15 protein-coding genes are annotated in these 18461 nt (G+C 39.4%); 14 read left to right on the plus strand and 1 reads right to left on the minus strand.

Annotated features, from left to right (window positions below; genetic code table 11):
* Positions 1 to 98 precede the first annotated feature (98 nt).
* The 3 genes from QE450_RS01575 to QE450_RS01585 all read left to right on the plus strand — a co-directional run bounded on the left by QE450_RS01575 (position 99) and on the right by QE450_RS01585 (position 4355).
* On the plus strand, positions 99 to 1613 hold the full coding sequence (locus QE450_RS01575) for a copper amine oxidase N-terminal domain-containing protein (RefSeq protein ID WP_307296266.1): 1515 nt from the start codon (positions 99 to 101) through the stop codon (positions 1611 to 1613).
* Positions 1614 to 2215: 602 nt separating this feature from the next.
* On the plus strand, positions 2216 to 3193 hold the full coding sequence (locus QE450_RS01580; RefSeq protein ID WP_307296269.1) for a hypothetical protein: 978 nt from the start codon (positions 2216 to 2218) through the stop codon (positions 3191 to 3193).
* 181 nt (positions 3194 to 3374) lie between these two features.
* Positions 3375 to 4355 (plus strand): aldo/keto reductase, encoded by a 981-nt coding sequence (locus QE450_RS01585; protein ID WP_274170778.1) that lies wholly within the window; start codon positions 3375 to 3377, stop codon positions 4353 to 4355.
* An 84-nt stretch (positions 4356 to 4439) separates the two neighbouring features.
* Here QE450_RS01585 and exlX read toward each other — a convergent pair whose 3' ends face one another.
* Positions 4440 to 5153 (minus strand): expansin ExlX, encoded by a 714-nt coding sequence (gene exlX, locus QE450_RS01590; protein WP_373461899.1) that lies wholly within the window; start codon positions 5151 to 5153, stop codon positions 4440 to 4442.
* Positions 5154 to 5410: 257 nt separating this feature from the next.
* Between exlX and QE450_RS01595 the strand changes: the two genes are divergently transcribed.
* The 11 genes from QE450_RS01595 (at position 5411) to QE450_RS01645 (ending at position 18442) form a co-directional block, all read left to right on the plus strand.
* Complete coding sequence (locus QE450_RS01595) at positions 5411 to 9241, plus strand: S-layer homology domain-containing protein (RefSeq protein ID WP_307296273.1); 3831 nt, start codon at positions 5411 to 5413, stop codon at positions 9239 to 9241.
* Between the two features lie 439 nt (positions 9242 to 9680).
* Positions 9681 to 10952, plus strand: a complete 1272-nt coding sequence (locus QE450_RS01600) for a sulfotransferase family protein (RefSeq protein WP_307296276.1) — start codon at positions 9681 to 9683, stop codon at positions 10950 to 10952.
* The gene (locus tag QE450_RS01605) at positions 10949 to 12892 is read left to right on the plus strand and encodes an asparagine synthase-related protein (RefSeq protein WP_307296279.1); all 1944 of its coding nucleotides are present in this window, start codon (positions 10949 to 10951) and stop codon (positions 12890 to 12892) included. Before QE450_RS01600 ends, QE450_RS01605 begins: the two co-directional genes overlap by 4 nt.
* A gap of 33 nt (positions 12893 to 12925) precedes the next feature.
* On the plus strand, positions 12926 to 13060 hold the full coding sequence (locus QE450_RS01610; protein WP_307296281.1) for a paeninodin family lasso peptide: 135 nt from the start codon (positions 12926 to 12928) through the stop codon (positions 13058 to 13060).
* A gap of 44 nt (positions 13061 to 13104) precedes the next feature.
* Positions 13105 to 13239, plus strand: coding sequence for a paeninodin family lasso peptide (locus QE450_RS01615; RefSeq protein ID WP_274170773.1), 135 nt, complete (start codon positions 13105 to 13107; stop codon positions 13237 to 13239).
* A 47-nt stretch (positions 13240 to 13286) separates the two neighbouring features.
* Positions 13287 to 13421: a paeninodin family lasso peptide gene (locus QE450_RS01620; protein WP_204825395.1), complete on the plus strand. Its 135-nt coding sequence runs from the start codon at positions 13287 to 13289 to the stop codon at positions 13419 to 13421.
* A gap of 144 nt (positions 13422 to 13565) precedes the next feature.
* A complete protein-coding gene (locus tag QE450_RS01625; protein ID WP_307296286.1) occupies positions 13566 to 14540 on the plus strand; it encodes a phosphoenolpyruvate carboxykinase (ATP) in 975 nt (324 codons plus the stop codon).
* A gap of 26 nt (positions 14541 to 14566) precedes the next feature.
* Positions 14567 to 14881: a lasso peptide biosynthesis PqqD family chaperone gene (locus QE450_RS01630; protein WP_274170771.1), complete on the plus strand. Its 315-nt coding sequence runs from the start codon at positions 14567 to 14569 to the stop codon at positions 14879 to 14881.
* A complete protein-coding gene (locus tag QE450_RS01635; protein ID WP_307296289.1) occupies positions 14871 to 15311 on the plus strand; it encodes a lasso peptide biosynthesis B2 protein in 441 nt (146 codons plus the stop codon). Before QE450_RS01630 ends, QE450_RS01635 begins: the two co-directional genes overlap by 11 nt.
* A 138-nt stretch (positions 15312 to 15449) precedes the next feature.
* Complete coding sequence (locus QE450_RS01640) at positions 15450 to 16649, plus strand: nucleotidyltransferase domain-containing protein (RefSeq protein ID WP_273615125.1); 1200 nt, start codon at positions 15450 to 15452, stop codon at positions 16647 to 16649.
* Entirely contained in the window at positions 16646 to 18442 is a 1797-nt protein-coding gene (locus QE450_RS01645; protein WP_307296292.1) for an ABC transporter ATP-binding protein, read from the plus strand. Before QE450_RS01640 ends, QE450_RS01645 begins: the two co-directional genes overlap by 4 nt.
* The last annotated feature ends 19 nt before the right edge of the window (positions 18443 to 18461 follow it).

An 18461-nucleotide genomic window follows, 5' to 3' on the forward strand; every position in this document is an offset into this window, starting at 1 on the left:
AGTATACAATATCATGAGTTGATGACGATATTGAGGTTTTACAAATATCGCTTTAACTGGGATAATAAAAAAGAATCTAATATCGAAAGGGGAACATTATGAAAAATAGAAAATGGGTTATTTTACCACTAGTTCTGCTTCTTGTTCTATTGTCAGGTTGTCAGGCTGTAGGTAATTTAGACATTAACAGCGCAATGGTTGGTGATCTCAAAGTCAAATCGATTGAATCCAAGCAATCCCTTGCAGTTCAATTAACACCTACTTCAACAGCTTCGGCACAAGAACGCCAACTAGCAACAGTGTTAAACGGCATGCAATTGAATATTGATCATGCCAAACTTCAAGATAATGGCAACGTTTCGATTGAAGGTGGTATCGCTTACAGTGGAATGACGTTACCATTCCAAATGTTTATGGATACGAAAGGAGTTACGATTGCTCTATCTGGTGCGCAAAAGCCATTATACATACCACTCACTACAGAAGAACAAATGGCTTTTTTACCTGGCAATCTAACTATGAATCAAATTGAAGATCAAGCAAAAGAGTTGATTACCAAATCAGCTAGCTTATTTTTCAAGCATGCGCCTAATCCATCTAATGTAACCGTAGATTCGGTGACTCAAGAAGTATATGGCGAATCAGTGGATCTGACTCATTTACACATTGAGCTAACGGGTGAAGAATTTATCACTTTGGTCAAACCGTTTTTAACAAGTATTTCTACAGATGAAGCAGGCTGGCGTGATCTGTTAGCTACGTTATATGACTTTATCACTTATGCTGAATCACAAATGAATGCTGATGAGAAACAAGCTATGGCTTATTTAACGTTAGATCAGACTAAAGAAGAATTTGTTGATGAATCGTATACAGAGGTTCAATCCTTTTTGAAAGATGTATTAGCTGAATATGATAAATATCTAAAAGAAGTATCAGCAGAGCCTGAGTTCAAAACAGTTTTTGGTACAAATACCCGTCTATCCCTAGATCTTTATTTTGATAAAGATATGCATACTCGTAAGCAAATTGTAGACTTAACAGTGGCTTTGCCTAGTTCAGAATATATGCCTTACAGTATGTTCAATGTACACACAGAAAATGAAAATTGGAATGTGGACGGTAATATTGTAGCAGATCCAATTGCAACACCAAATGGTGTGCTTGATATCACTTCAAAAGATTTGACACCAGGTGCATTCTTGCGTAGCTTTGATAAAACTTCACCTGTGTATTTGTTGTTACATGATGTAGCACACATTACCGAAAAATCGATCTATATTGATAAAGATCCATCGTATGCTTCTTACAATGTGATCACCAAAGATCGTGTACTATTAATGTCTGTCAAAGAACTTGCTGAAGAGTTAGATGCCAAATTCACTTGGGACCCAGCGACTAAAAAAATCACATTAACAGATGATATTACTGGCGCTGTGACAACATTATCTTTGAATTCTAACAAAGCAGTAACCGATGGCAAAACCAAAACAATGACTCATAAAGTAGTTAAAATTAAAGGCGTAACTTATGTACCTGTACGTTCGGTAGCAGAGATTTTGGGAGCAACAGTAAAATCTGAATCTGCTTATATTGTCGTAGAACGCAAATAAGGTAATTAATACATTGTTACAAGAAAAAGGGTATTCTACAACACGTAGAATACCCTTTTTGCATACCTCCATATGAGTCTAAAGAATCAAATACCTATTTTTTCCAAAAAAAGTATTGCTAAAGAAGATCAACTGATTATAGAATAAAGCGTCAACATCTTAATAAGTTAATTAGTAAAAATTATTCTTATTTAGCAGTAATATACAAACTACATATTACCTTTATTAGACGTCGTAAGTACTACGTCCTATTTAGTAACGCCTTTATTTTTGTAGGTACGAAAGGGGGGTTAATTATAATTTAAGTCTAAAACATACACAATATTAATGAATTATACCTAGTAAAATTTTACTATAAAAACTTTTTTTATGATAAATGTGTCAAAGTTTGGAAAAACGGTTATTAACGATCTATGAATATGTAACTTAATTAGATGTCCATTGATGATTTTTGGGGGAACAAAGAAGTAGATTCTAAACAACGACTGTACTCTATAGTGGCGCAGATTATCTTCTGTGTACTACCAGTATTCCGAAATAGATTATTTCTACATCTAGCCATCCCAACGCAAGACTAATATTTTTAAAGGGGAGATTGACAAATGGGATTGCTTACATTGAAAAAAACGGGTGCAGTATTACTTGGTGCATTATTGATGGGGACTGTATATCAAGGTGGAACAGCACATGCTTTGAATTACAGCAATGATGTAGTACCTGTATTGAGTTCAAATGCAGGAACAAATGGAACAGCAAGTGCAAGTGCGGAAGAAGCAGGTCATGAAGCATGGAAAGCATTTGACGACAATTCCTCTCCAGAAAGTTCATGGAAAGCTCCAGCAAGTTCTTCTAATCAACTGATTTATCAATTTAATACGAAAAAAGTAATTACTCAATATACAGTGCAAGCAGATACGTATGATACATCTGAAGCACCAAAAAAATGGCAGTTGGCAGGGAAGATCGGCAAAAACTGGTTGGTAGTCGATGAGCAGATCAATCAGACTCATTGGAAGTCAGGCGAGCAAAGAACATATACGATTGCAAATGATACTGCTTACACAGCGTATGCTTTGTTTATTTCTTCGAATAACGGCGGCGGTCATGTAGCCGTTAGCGAATTGGAATTATATGAATTTGGAGATAATACCAATCTTGTTCCATTATCCAATGCAATGACATCTTCGTCTGGTGGAGCATCTGCTTCTGCAAATGAAGATACAGCATGGAAAGCATTTGATCACAATACAGCATCAGATAGCTACTGGCAATCAGATGATGATAATTTTATGGATGCTTCGCTTCAATATCGTTTTGAAAGTCCACAGGTAGTGAAAGGTTATTCGATTACATTGGCTAACAAAGCAACAGCTCCTGCGTTCTGGACACTTGTAGGTAGTAACGATGGTGAACAGTGGGAAGAAGTATTGCATGATGTGAAATCTTCTTATCGTTGGGAAGTTGGTCAGAAAAAAGTCTATGAAATCGACAATACTAAAGCTTACAAAACATACAAACTGATTTTTGATCGTAATTCAGGCCCATCTACAGTGGCTGTAAGTGAATTTGAATTATTTTAAAAGAATAAGTGATTGATCAAAATCAAATAGATTGAAATAAAAAGAAGTGATTCGCTTTTAGAATCATTTCTTTTTTTGTTCCAAAGCTTGTGAATGCTAAGAGTTCACTATTGTATTTAGCCTAACAAGTATGAGAGTATAGATGTGGTAAAAGCGCTATCATCGACAGGAGGGTAATTCAATGACTAAAGTAATGCCACTGGCTAAACGCGGAATTTCAAATAGCCGACTCGCACTAGGATGTATGCCGTTTGGTGGAGGTTGGGATACAGAACCTTTTACCGAGCAACATGTCAAAGAAGCAGAAGCTGCTGTTGAAGCTGCATTGTCGATCGGAATAACGATGTTTGATCATGCAGATATTTATACCCGGGGAAAAGCAGAACAGGTTTTTGGACGTGTATTGCAAGCTAGACCGGATCTACGGGAACAGATTGTGATTCAGTCCAAATGTGGTATTCAATTAGGTGAAGGTGATCTACCAGGTCGCTTTAACTTTTCAAAAGAACATATTCTAGATTCTGTAGATGGTAATTTAGAGCGATTAGGAATCGATTATTTGGATGTTTTGTTGTTGCATCGTCCTGATCCTTTAGTAGAACCAGAAGAAGTAGCAGAAGCTTTTGCCCGATTAAAATCGTCAGGCAAAGTACGTTATTTCGGTGTATCTAATATGAGCGCGTCTCAGATCAAATTTTTACAACAAGCGATTCCAGATTCGTTTGCGGTCAATCAATTAGAAATGAGTCTAAATCATCTGCATTTTGTAGATCATGTCGTTCATGTGAACCAACAAGCAGGCACAGCAGTGAATTTTGCTGAAGGGTTGATGGAATATTGTCGTACAGAAGATATTCAACTGCAAGCATGGAGTCCACTGGCACAAGGTAAATTCTCTGGACGAGATATCAAAGATGAACCTGAACATATTCAAAAAACAGCTCAACTGGTACAACAAATGGCGGCTGATAAAGAAACAACAGCAGAAGCGATTGTACTGGGATGGTTAATGTATCACCCGGCGATGATTCAACCGATTATCGGTACATCCAATCCAGAGCGAATCAAAGCTTGTGCAGATGCAGAGCGTCAAGCCAGTCTAATGACGCGGGATGAATGGTATACGTTATATGTAAGTGCACGAGGAACATTGTTGCCTTAAATGTAGCAGAAGTGTGTATAAATATAAGCGCTGTAATGATGTCCATATCCGGATATCACTACAGCGCTTATTTGCTGTAGATGATCAATCAGGGAATTGAACGTTGCCGGCTACAATGTAAGGGCTAGATGTAGCTTCGCTAGGCAATGGTTGTAAGATATCGGTTACGACTTTGCCGCGAATATCGGTGATACGTACTTTTAAAGGTTGATTGCCCATTTTTTCACCAACAAAATGGTTATAATCTGTTTTGGGCAAGCTGATCCATTGACCTGCTTTTTCATATTCAAATTTCATCACAGGGTATTTGTGATTACGAACTTGAATAGCTGCCCACCATTGACTGCTTCCTTCTTTGATCCGGTAGCTAAAGTTACCTGTAATCGGCGTTTTAACTACTTTCCACTGAATATCAATTTTTCCTTTAGACATATCTCCGATTGCTGCAAATGCATTTGGAGATAAATCCAATGCTCCGTTAGCTCCTTCAGGATAAAGATCGGTGACATAGACAGTGGTTTTGCCGAGTGGGCCTTGCACTTCCAGATAAGCGCCAGCAAGTGCTGCTTTGACACCGCCGTAATTCATCTGTGTCGGATTAAGTGCTGTAATTTTGGCATTAGCAGGAATAGGATCAAGTAAAACAGCTCCACCCGAGTATCCTGATCCTGTGTAAGTGGCATACCCTTTATATGTATCGTTCCATGCTGCTGAAGCAGGCAAAGCAAACACCAATAGACCGAGTAGTATAAACATACTTGCTGTACTCCATTTACGTGTACTGTGTTTTGATTTCACATGTATTCCTCCTTAAAGAGTTTTGATACCTATAAATATTAATTTTAACTATAGATATCGTTATGTTCTTGATAAATATACTATATATTCCATAAGGTTACAAATAAAAAGAGAGATAAAAATAACGAACACAATACAAATGGGAACATCATTATTACAAATATGATTATTTTACATTTAAATGGATTTATTTTTACCATTTTATGATACTTTAAATGAAGAATAGACTTTTATTGATGAAATGGGGAATATAATGTATGGCTTATTGGAAAAAGAAAATAAGTATAGGTATCTCTGCAAGTGTATTAGTTACTTCACTCTGGTCAGGACTTCCGGTTAATGAGCAGATTGCTTCAGCCGCCGAAACTAGTGAACATTTATCCAACTCCATCGTCAACGTAACCTCTTCTCCGCTAGCCAGCCGTTCTATAGTTCAGAATGTCAGTCAAGATGTGTATACAACGATGCCGATCACCGATGTACGCAGTCAGTCTTTGAGCAGTACAGTCTCTACACGTGGAGTGATTACGTATCGGGAAGATACAGGTAATGGATATAGCAATTTGTATATTCAAGATGGAAGCGCAGGCATTGTTATACGCGGGCAAAATGTATCGGGCATTGAAGGGCAAGAAGTCGAAGTTCAGGGTACATTAACAGCGTACAAAGCGCTTTTACAAATCGAAGCATCTGCAAGCGCAGTCCATATTACTAATTCTACGATCCAGCTACCGGTTGCCCGGATAGTAAATGGTACGGATTTTGTAACAGGTAATACATATGAAGCTCAATTGATCAGTGTACCTAACGTGACCGTTGTTAGCAAAAGCGGGAGTAATTACACTGTCAAAGATGCAAAAGGGACGTTTATTATTTATACCTCTAATCCATGGTTAGAAGTAGGTCAGACGTATACTCATATCACAGGAGTTATGTCTCGTTATAACAATACGTTTGAATTGATTCCACGTACTCTCAAAGATATAGAAGGAGGTACACCTCCTGTTATCGAGCCTCCATTACAGTTACGTATTCATGATATTCAAGGCGCGGCTCAACGTTCTCCTTATGAAGGGAAAGAAGTAGCACAAGTTGAAGGAATCGTGACCATGGTCAAAGGCAAAACAAGTTTTTATCTGCAAGAAGCCGATGATCAAGTCGATAGTGATGAAGGCACATCTGAAGGTATATTAGTCTATCGTTCTGCGCATGGTCTAAAAGTAGGCGATAAAGTAAGTGTCGATGGCAGTATTAAAGAATATCAAGAATTAGGATATGCCGATGCGGCTGATCTGACGACGACTGAAATTGTCGCTTCAGCAATTCGTCTACAAGCATCGAATCAACCACTACCGGCTCCAACAATCATTGGTGAACAAGGTCGTGCTATTCCTGATCAGATTGCTAGTAGTGATGGATTAGCTGGATATGATGCGAATCGTTATAGTATCGACTTTTATGAAAGTCTGGAAGGTATGCGTATACAGTTAAATGATGCTTCTATTATCGGGCCATACACGTATGAGATTCCGGTCACTGTCGATCTGAAATCTTCTCCACTGGTCACTCCGGCAGGAGGGCTTGTTATCGATCATAATCAATGGAATGCTAAAAGGTTATTAATTAGTGCTAAGCCTACCCAAACTGTAAGTACGGGTGATCAATTTGCAGGAGCACTACATGGCATCATGAGTTACAGCTATAGTAATTTTAAAATATTACCTGAAGGAACATTGCCACCTATTATCGATCATGGGTTACAACGTGAAGTATCCACTCTGCAAAATGGAAGTAAACAATTAACGATTGCTTCCTTTAATGTAGAGAACTTCTGGGATAATCCTAAAGATAAAGAAAAAACAACACGCATTGCAGACGATGTAGTGAACCATCTTCGCAATCCTGATATTTTGGGATTGATGGAAGTACAGGATAACAATGGTGAGACTAACGATGGAACAACAGATGCAAGTCAGAGTTTTGCAGCATTAATTAAAGATATTCAGCTTGCAGGTGGCCCGACATACCAATATGCCAGTATCGCTCCACAAGATCAGCAAGATGGAGGCGCACCAGGTGGTAATATTCGTGTAGGATTTTTGTATAATCCAGCACGTGTGAGTCTGCCTGTAGCTACCAACGGCGCAGGTGATTCAGTAACAGCAACAACGTATGGTGCGAATGGACTGACCTACAACCCGGGGCGAATCGCACCGACAGAAGAAGCTTTTGCAAATTCGCGCAAATCGTTGGCGGCACAATTTGTATTTAACGGAGAATCTGTTATCGTTATTGCCAATCATTTCAACTCTAAAGGTGGAGATCAGGCGTTATATGGTAGTATTCAACCACCTGTACGTAGTAGTGAAATTCAACGTGCGAAGCAAGCGACATTGTTGAATCAATTTGTCAAACAGACATTATCTCAAAATAGTCAGGCTAATGTTGTATTGTTAGGAGATTTTAACGATTTTCAATTTTCCAATACGATCAATGTTCTGAAAGGGCAAGAATTAACCAATCTGGTCGATACATTGCCTGCTAATGAACGTTACTCTTATGTATATGAAGGAAATTCGCAGACATTGGATCATATTCTGATGACAGCCAATATCGCTAATCGGGCTCAATTGGATATTGTGCATATCAATTCTGATTTTATGGAAGCAGATGGACGAGTGAGCGATCATGATCCATTGTTAGCTAGAATTGATTTTGCCAAAAAAGATTCAGACGATGATTCTGGAACAAGACCGGGTTCACAAAATGGTAACGGAAATAATGGTGGCGGTGGATCAAGCCCGACAACCAATCTTTCTACAGATCCTTCATCTGTGCCTGCACTTCCGACAGCACCTGTATATGAAGGAGTATCTAGCAATGGTACAGTAGCTAGCTGGACACTACCTGTTGTATCCAATAGTAACTCTGATCATGCAGTGATTGCGTCTAGCACAGTAACCCCAGCTATATTGCAAGAAATAATAGCTCGTGCTGAAGGAGCACACACTTTACGTCTTTCTTTACCTGAAGTTCCAGATGCTACTCTATATCAACTGCAATGGGATGCTTCGGTACAACAATCGTTCACCGGACAAACAGCGATAGATCGTCTGATCGTATCTACGCCTATAGGCACTTATGAACTGCCTGTCTCTACAATCCAAAAAGAGACCTTATCTTCTAATCAAAAGCTCGTTCTTGATCTAGCCAGTGCTCCAGCGGCGATCACTCAAGCCAAGCAAGCAGGTTATGATGTACGTACAGCTGTCGATTTTGACTGGTACATGTTAGATGATCAGAATCAGAAGCGTTCTATTCCGTATTTTGATCAATATGTTAAACGTTCGGTGATCAGTCCAAATACAAATCCAACAGATCGTCTAGCAGTAGTTCGTGCCGAGCCAGACAGTAATGGCAATATTTCGTATACCCCTGTTCCTTTTACTATTTCTAACGGAGCGGTTATGATCTATAGTCGTAGCAATAGTACGTATCTGGTATTGGATCGCAATGAGCCGTTATTAACCGATATATTGGGTCACTGGGGACAAGCAGATATTCAACAGTTTGCTGATCGGATGATTGTCACAGGTACAGGTCAAAATCGATTTGAACCTGCTCGTACGATTACCCGTGCAGAACTGGCTACTTTATTAACCAGAACATTAGGTTTGGCAGAACGTTCACCATCAGACTTAGCTTTTTCATTTGCTGATGTGAAAGCTACAGCATGGTATAACAATTCAGTACGTACCGCTGTCGAAGCAGGATTGATGGTGGGAGATGTTAATGGTACGTTCCGTCCGCAAGCGGCAGTTACACGTGAAGAGTTAGCAGTGATTTTGCAGCGGACGTTATCATTAATTGATCAGAATCAGGCTACAGCGACTTCTGAACCTACGATTTTGTTTAGCGATGCGAAGCAAGCTTCTTCATGGTCGCGTTCTGCGATTCAATATGTGAGTGCTACCGGAATATTAGAAGGAAATGCTTTAAAACAATTCCAACCAAAGGAAAAGCTTACACGAGTTGAGAGTATTGTCGCATTAAGTCGCATATTGCAGAAAATAAATGATACTAATTAAAATTAAAAATGCTATAAAATGGGAATATATGTTCTTTTAATGGTATAAATATACTAAATGGTAACAGAAAAATAGGTTTTGTAACCAAAATGTAATATATTATTTTTGAATTTTTTTACCAATTTAATTTTAGAAAAAAAAGAAAAAATCTGCATTCACGCTAAAAGTGAGAATGCAGATTTTTTCGCGTGGTTATAAGGTTTTGGGAATAAATTATAGTTATAATTAAAAAAATATAAATTGAGAATCAGTCAAAACATGATCGTACCAACACTATTTGATATTAGCTAATTATCTAAACTTTTTTTCATAATTGGAAAATTTATCATGTAAATTCTGCTTTTTAAATATATAATGTACTTAGCTGATTAATGTTATTCAAAACGAATAACTTTTGGGTACATGTTATGAAAGAGGTTTGGAAGGCAGGGGAAACCGGATGATTGAAAGAAATGGTAACAAACTCATCTTTCTTCTCTGTGTGCCACGTAGTGGTAGCTCGCTCGCAACCGTGATGCTACAAAATCACACACGCATTTATGCGGCACAAGAAATGTGGTTTCTTATGAGTCTATATGATTTGAAGAAGCCAGAGAAGCGTGCATACGGTGGAACAGCTATTCTAAATCAATTCTTTGATGGTGTTCTGCCTGAAAGTGTATATGATGAGGCATGTCGTAGCTTTGGAATGAATGTCTATAATGGATTATTATCTACAAGTGAAGCAGATATGGTTGTAGACAAATCACCACGCTACTATTATCTTCTTGAATTTTTGGATCGTGTATTCCCGCAATCCAAGCGGATCGGATTATTTCGTAATCCACTGGATGTAGCGGCTTCTTATAAAAAAGTAAATCAGCGATCTGCACCGAATTTTAATTTGGCAGATCAGCTAAATGACCCGTCGTTGAATATGAAGATGGTCGATATCACTGTCGGATTATTCCGTTATCATCAATATTTTTCACAAAGCAACAACAATGCTTTCTGGTTGAAGTATGAACAAATGGCTGCACATCCAGAAGAACAGATGCAGAAGGTATGTGAATTTCTAGATATTTCGTACGAAGAAGGAATCGAAAAGTATGGAGATTATATGGATTCTGCCAAGTCGGAACTGTTCTATAGCATGGGTGTAGGTGATCCATATCTCAGTGAACACCGTACACCACATATGAAGTCTATCGGTAACTGGCGTACCATGCTAGACCATCGGGAAATCGAAGCTTACTGCCGTATACTAGGTGCGAGACTATTCCGCGAGCTAGGATATGGAGCAGAGCTTGAAGAGGCACAGCGTCTAACAGGCGTTGTGTTTGAGGAGGAGCCAGACATGAAGTGGATTGAAGCCAAAACGAAGCAGTTCGCCGAGGCTACCGGCTGTCGCTGGGAACCGGAGTATAAGATGCAATCGGCTGTTCTACCTGAAACTTCACCAGAAGTTGCAAGTGCGCTGTCTCAAGAATCAAAAGAAAAAGCCGAAGCAGATGAATTGCTACGTATGCGAATGACATTACGTTCTTTGGAAAAACGAATGGAGCAACATTATATTGAACGTGATCGTCTCCATCAAGAAAGTGAACGTCTACGTAAAGAAGTAAAAGATATGAAGCAAAAAATGAACAAAATTAAATCATTGATTCCGTTTAACCGTTCACTCGGGCGCGTATTTAATGCTTATCTTGTTCGTAAAGGCGTCGAAAAATGAGTACGATTGTAGGGATTTGGAATTTTCAACGTCAAAGCTCGGAAACACTCGCACTTCAAGGTCAACGATTAATGAAAAAGATGCGACATTATCCTTCGGATGCTTCTGCTGTATGGCAAGATGAAGATATGTTTGTAGGCTGTCATGATCGTTGGATTACCGAGGAATCAGTCAATCAAGTCGTTCCTTATCACGATTCGATCAGTGGTCTTGTGATTACAGCAGATGCGATTATCGATAATCGAGAAGAACTATTTGAAGCGCTCGGGATTAACCGCGCTGAAGGTAGTCAACTGTCAGATGTCTTACTGATTTTAAAAGCGTATCAAAAGTGGGGAGAATATACTCCCAAATATTTAATTGGTGATTTTGCTTTTATGATCTGGGATACGAAAAAGCATCAGCTTTATGGTGCACGAGACTGGTCAGGCAATCGAACCCTTTACTATTATCACACCTCTTCTCAATTTGCATTTTCGACATTGATGGAGCCTTTATTTCAGACAGGTGATATTCAGAAAAAAATGAGTACTCCCTGGATGGCCGAATTTCTGACTATGGCTGGTATGACAGAATCTTTGGATATTAAAGGTACCGTATATGAAGATATTCTACAGTTGCCTCCTGCACACGCTATTATCCTCACAGAGCAGCATAGTCATATATTCCAGTATGGTACGTTATTGCCAGAAGAACCGCTTCGACTTCGTTCGAACGGAGAATATGAAGAAGCTTTTCGTGATGTTTTTACTCAAGCCGTAAAATCTAAAGTGCGAACCCGGCTAGGAGTAGCATCAACGTTAAGTGGTGGACTGGATTCCGGCGCTGTTGTTAGTTACGCATCCAAAATTTTGGCAGAGCAGGGCAAGTCTTTACAGACCTATAGTTATGTACCGATTGCCGGCTTTGATGATTGGACATCCGCAACCTTAGTGCCTGATGAGCGTCCATATATCGAGGAAACGTTAAAGTATATTGGTAATGTTCAAGGGAATTATCTTGATTTTGCCGATCGTAATCCTTTGACAGAAGTAGATTCATGGTTAGACTTTTTGGAAATGCCATACAAATATTTTGAAAATTCATTTTGGATTAGAGGGATATTTGAACAAGCTCAACAACAAGGTGCAGGTGTTTTGCTAACAGGAGCTAGAGGTAATTTTACCATCTCATGGGGACCTGCATTAGATTATTATGCAGTGCTTCTCAAAAAGTTCCAATGGACTAAATTATATCGTGAACTAAAATTGTATGGTCACAAAACAGGTGTAGGGCGTTCTCGGTTATTACTGATTATTCATAGCAAAGCTTTCCCGAAATGGAATCAGGCTGCTGCATCGAAAGATCGTCCAAATCCATTAGTCTGGATCAATGCCGATATGGCACGTCAGACAGGGATGACGGAACGTGTACAACAGCAAGAAGAATGGTTAGTAGGTCGCGAAGTTCAGAATGCATTTGATATTCGTCTGGAAAAGTTTAAAAATTTAGCGATTGCGAATAAAAACGGAGCGATGACCTCCAAAATCTCGGAGCATTACGGTGTCTGGGAACGTGATCCAACAAGTGATGCACGTGTAGTGCGATTCTGCCTTTCGATTCCGGTAGGACAATATGTACAAGACGGAATGGATCGTGCTTTGATTAGACGTGCTACCGCAGGTGATTTACCAGATCAGGTGAGATTGAATCAAAAAGTTAGAGGGATGCAACCAGCAGATTGGGTACAACGGATGCAACCGAAATGGTCTTCATTTACAGATGAACTTCGAGATTTGTGCAAAGATCCAGCAGTAGCACATTGGATGAATACGACTACGATTATGAAAGCTTTAGAAAAAGTAGGCGAACATCCTCACGCCGACGCAGCAGCCCATCCGGCTACACGTTTGTTGATGAGAAGCTTGATTGTAGGGCGCTTCATCCGCAACTTAGCATAGCAACGAATACTACTTTAATGAGGAGGTGAAAACATGAACCAAGAAAAAATGCAATGGCAGGCTCCAACATTGGAAGTTTTAGATGTCAATGAAACAATGGCAGGTATTGGTTGGAAACAAATTGACTGGGTATCTGAACAGGATGCTGATTTGTACAATCCTAGCTGAGGCATTTTTTAAAAAGATTTTAACATTCAAAGGAGGTTATATTAATGAATCAAGAGAAAATGCAATGGCAAGCTCCGGTATTGGAAGTTCTAGACGTGAATGAAACAATGTCAGGTATTGGCTGGAGACAAATTGACTGGGTGTCTGAACATGATGCTGATTTGTTCAATCCTAGCTGAGCATTTAACATAACGATCCACTATTCTACTATAAGGAGGTTACTATAATGAAAGAACAAAAATTGCAATGGCAAGCTCCAACACTAGAAGTTTTGGATGTCAACGAAACAATGGCAGGTATTGGTTACAAGCAAATTGACTGGGTATCTGAGCAAGACGCTGATCTATATAACCCTAGCTGAATATTGTAAGCAGCACTGGGATAGAAAAGCACGCAGTTGTTCAGAAAGTCCTTATACGAGTTAGTATAGGGACTTTCTGTTTTAATAAAGCAATCCTTTGAATAATATTCGGAGAAAGCAGAGTCATAGGCTCTATGGGAGGTAATGACCATTTTTACCGTAAATAAAACTATGCATAAGACGATTTATCAAGCATTTGGGTTACGTTTTGAAAGTGAGATATTGTTGTCGGAATTGTTGCAACGCCAAGATATTGAAGAAGCTGATGTGAAAATCGAATTTCAGGATTTATCTGAATGGAGATCTGTTGTTAATACACGCGAAAATAATTTTACGATGCAATCTATTGGATTTGTGTTTGAAATTCCAGATACCGCTTTGTTTTGTATTCAAGAAGGCAAACGGATTATGATCCATCCGTTGCACGATGCGAATATAGACAAAATTCGTCTATATGTGTTGGGAACTTGCATGGGCGTATTGTTGTTACAACGTGGAATTTTGCCTTTACATGGAAGTGCAGTCGTAATTAATAATAAAGCATATGCGTTTGTCGGAGAATCAGGTGCAGGTAAATCTACACTTGCCTCTACTTTTGTACAATCTGGATTTGAATTACTAAGTGATGATGTTATCGCTGTAAGCTATGAAAATGGGGAGCCTGTTGTCCATCCTGCTTATCCACAGCAAAAGTTATGGAAAGAAAGTTTAGACCTGTTTGGAATGTCAGAAGAGCAGTTCAAACCTCTTCATGATGAAGTCAGCAAATTTGCTATTCCTGTTACCAAGCAATTTCGCAATCAGACGGTTCCTTTAGCAGGCGTATTTGAACTGGTCAAAATGGATAGCGAATATGTAGTTATGCGTGCAATGAATCGTTTGGAAAGATTACATGCGATGATGCTACACACGTATCGTGGTGCTTTGATTCCAAGATTAGGGCTCAAACAATGGCATTTCTCAAGTGCAGCCGCTTTAGCAGGAGAGTTATTTGCTTTACAAATTTTACGTCCGACTTCTGGGTTTACAGCGCCAGAATTAATGAATCAGATTATGAGAAAAGTACAACAAGAAGAAATGCAAGAGGATACGATCTATTCCACAAAACATTTCAACTGAAAATCAGATCAAAGGAGAGAATGTGAATGAATACAAGCTTAATCGGACCCGATCAGGTCATTGAACAAAATAAACAATATATTGCTAGTGATATGAATGGCGAAACGGTAATGATGAACGTAGAATCTGGCAAATACTATAATTTGGGTATGGTCGGTGGACGAATCTGGGAGCTTAGTTCTTCTCCTGTATCTGTGCAAAATATTGTCAATACGTTAGTAGCTGAATACGATGTATCGTATGAAATGTGTCTGGAGCAAGTTAGTGAATTTGCCGGACAAATGTTTAAAGAAGGTCTAATTGAAGTGGCTCCTGAACAGGATGGGCTTCGTGTGGACTAAGATCGCCAAATTCCGTAGTACCCCGATGCCTATGCGTAAATTAATGCTAGAAGCGTTAGTATATTTAGCGTGGGCTCGCTTTTTGAAAATGTTACCTTTTGCCAAAGTATCTCCGACGCTAGGTTCTTATATGGAAGAGACTTCATATGATCTAAACAGAGATCAGAAATGGCAAGGGGTACAGGTCTCAAGAGCATTGCATCGTGTAAGCGGGCATGTCTTCTGGGAAACGGAATGTATGGTGATGGGAATGGCAGCCATGAAAATGTTAGCAAGGCGTAAAGTGCCAAGCACTTTATATCTGGGGATGCGTCGCAATCGGGCGGGTAAAGTAGCTGCACATGCGTGGGTTAGAAGTGGTGCTTTTTATGTTACAGGAGCAGAAGAAATTGAACAGTATACGGTAGTGGGGAAATTTGCTAAAAACTAGCATGAATACAAAGTATACTATTCCACTCGGTTAATACTAGAGTAACATGTATATACTTTAATGGATCTGAAAATCACTGAATGAACGCTATAAACTGAACACATGATCAACATCAGTTTATATCCAAAGGAGTTCGGTATGAATATAGATTGGGATTTAGACGTGCAGGATTTTCCTGTGGAATTAAAATGTTTACTTGAACTGATGGCAGTAGATACAGATACTCCATCTGCGATCGATTGGTCGAATCATCGAATTAACTGGCAACAATTTTATTCACTAACTAGGCATCATCGGGTGTATCCTACTATTCATGAACAATTTAGCGCAGAGCCTTTGTCTCAAGCACCAAAAGGGATGGTACAACAGCTTAGTGTTGATTATAGTCGCAATGCACTGATTATGCTGCAATTAAGCGGTAAAATGGCGCAGGTTAGTGAAGCTTTGGATCAACAAGGCATCTATGCTTTGCAATTAAAAGGCCCGGCATTAGCAGAATTTCTTTATGGAAGTCTGTCACGCCGTACTTCTAAAGATTTGGATATTTTGGTTCATCCCGATCAGATTGAACAAGCAGAACAAGTATTAGAGCAGTTAGGATATATCAAAACACAAGAAGTCTCTCGAATCGTAAGCGATTGGAAATGGCGTCAAAATCATGAATCATTTACTCATGCGACTACAGGAATAGAAATTGAATTACACTGGCGTTTGAATGGAGATGCAGGCGCGGAACCTAGTTTTTATGAATTATGGAGTCGTCGTCAGACATTAGAATTTGCAGGAACCAATGTGTATATGTTGGGCAAAGAAGATTTGATGTTTTATCTTACAGCACATGGAGCTCGGCATGCATGGTTTCGTTTGCGCTGGTTAGCGGATATTGATCGCCTTGCACGTATGGAGCTCGACTGGGACAAGTTAACCGCTTTACTACGTCGTTACAAATGCACACATTTAGTCGGTCAGGCATTAATTTTGTCTGCTGCTATGCTTAATACACCGATTTCTCGGGAAATGGCTTTGTTGATGAGTACAGATCGTCCACAGGATCTGGCGCGTCGTGTCCTGATTTTTATTCGTGAACAAGTTAGCTTATGCCCTGAACCGGAAAGTGAAATACTGGCTCAGATTTATCGTAATTATCTTTTTTCTTTACGAACACCTGGACAGAAGGCGATTTTTTTAGCTCGGAAAATGGTGCCGGATACATGGGATACACAGACGCTTCCGTTACCTAAATCGCTACGCTTTCTCTATTATCCTTTACATCCATTTTTATTATTACATCGTCGTATTCAAAGGCGGGCTGCTTTAGAACGGGAGGTGGGTCAGTGAATGCTATCAGCGCTTATATGCGACAACTGCATGACTTCGCGGGCAAGCGCCTTTATATCTACGTATTCCTGATGTTGATGATTAGCTGTCTGGATGGATTAAGTATTTATTTACTTGTTCCGTTGCTTAGTCTAGTTGGGTTATTTGGAACACAGGGTTCAATGCCTATGGCTTGGTTATTTGAGCCGTTGCAGCGTATTCCAGCGAGTATGACATTATTTGTCGTACTTGGCATGTACAGTGTATTAATGATTGTACAGGGATTGATCCAGCGAAAACAGGCTGTAATGGGAACAGAGATTCAGCAAGGATTTGTTAATAATTTGAGAATTCGTACGTATCGTTCGATTTTGCGTGCGAATTGGACCTTCTTTTTACGTAAACGCAAATCGGATTTGAGTCATGTACTTACTTCAGAATTAGCGCGTGTGAGTCAAGGAACCAATCTAGTGATGCAATTATCTACATCCTTTATTTTTATGGTGATCCAAATCGCATTTGCGATGGTATTATCGGTGCAAATGACTTTATTAGTGATTGTCGGTGGGGTGTTGTTAACGCTGTACTCACGTAAATTTGTACGACGTGCCAAACAGATGGGGGATCGAACTACCTTTTTATCACAAGAGTATTTTTCGGGGATGCAAGAACATTTAAGTGGAATCAAAGATATCAAAAGCAATATGTTAGAAGCTTCACATTTTGAATGGTTTAGAAGTATGTGTGGCAAGTTAGAAAAAAATGCGATTCAATTGGTTCGTTTGAATTCGGGAACTCAATTTATTTATAAAATTATTTCGGTTGTATTTATTATTATGTTTGTCGTCTTGTCAGCTCAAGTGTTCAAATTACAACCAGAGCGTTCTATATTGATTATTTTGATTTTTGCTCGCTTATGGCCTAGATTTGGCGGTATTCAATCTTCACTAGAGTATATTGGTGCGCTTGTTCCTGCTTTTCATGCGGTAACAGCACTACAAGAAGAATGCGATCAAGCAGAAGAATCTTACAAAGCAGTAGCACCCGGTCAAGTAAAAACAGTTCATATGACCATGGGACTTAGCTGTGAAAATGTATCTTTCCGCTATCTGGAAGATCAAGGTAATGCGCTGAACAATATCAATCTATTTATTCCTATCGGTAAAATGACAGCGATTGTAGGACGTTCAGGAGCAGGCAAAAGTACGCTGATTGATCTATTAATGGGACTGATGGAACCGCAAGAAGGTAAAGTCACTGTAGATGGAGAGACATTAACCGGTGAACGTTTGCAGACATGGCGTAATTCGATCGGGTATGTTTCGCAAGAGCCTTTCTTATTCCATAGCAGTATTCGTGAAAATCTGTTATTGGTTGATCCACGTGCGAAAGAAGAGCAGTTATGGGAAGCCTTATCTTTTGCAGCATGTGAAGATTTTGTCCGCAAATTGCCTGAAGGATTAGATACTGTAATCGGTGATCGTGGTGTGCGTCTATCTGGCGGAGAACGTCAACGGATTGTATTGGCACGAGCAATTCTGCGTCAACCGGAAGTACTGATACTGGATGAAGCAACCAGTTCACTGGATAGTGAGAATGAAGCGAAGATTCAAGCAGCGATCGAGAAGCTCAAAGGTAAAATGACTTTGATCGTGATTGCTCACCGTTTATCTACGATTCGTGATGCTGATCAAGTAGTCGTATTGGATCAAGGACAGATCGTGCAACAAGGTGAATTTGGAGCGCTATCTCGCGAAACCAAAGGCACATTCCATCAATTATTAACCAAACAAACGGCTCTACAGAACGCTTAATACTCACTATTCCAACACT

The sequence above is a fragment of the Paenibacillus sp. SORGH_AS_0306 genome (assembly GCF_030819345.1).
Classification (GTDB): Bacteria; Bacillota; Bacilli; order Paenibacillales; family Paenibacillaceae; genus Saccharibacillus; species Saccharibacillus kyungheensis.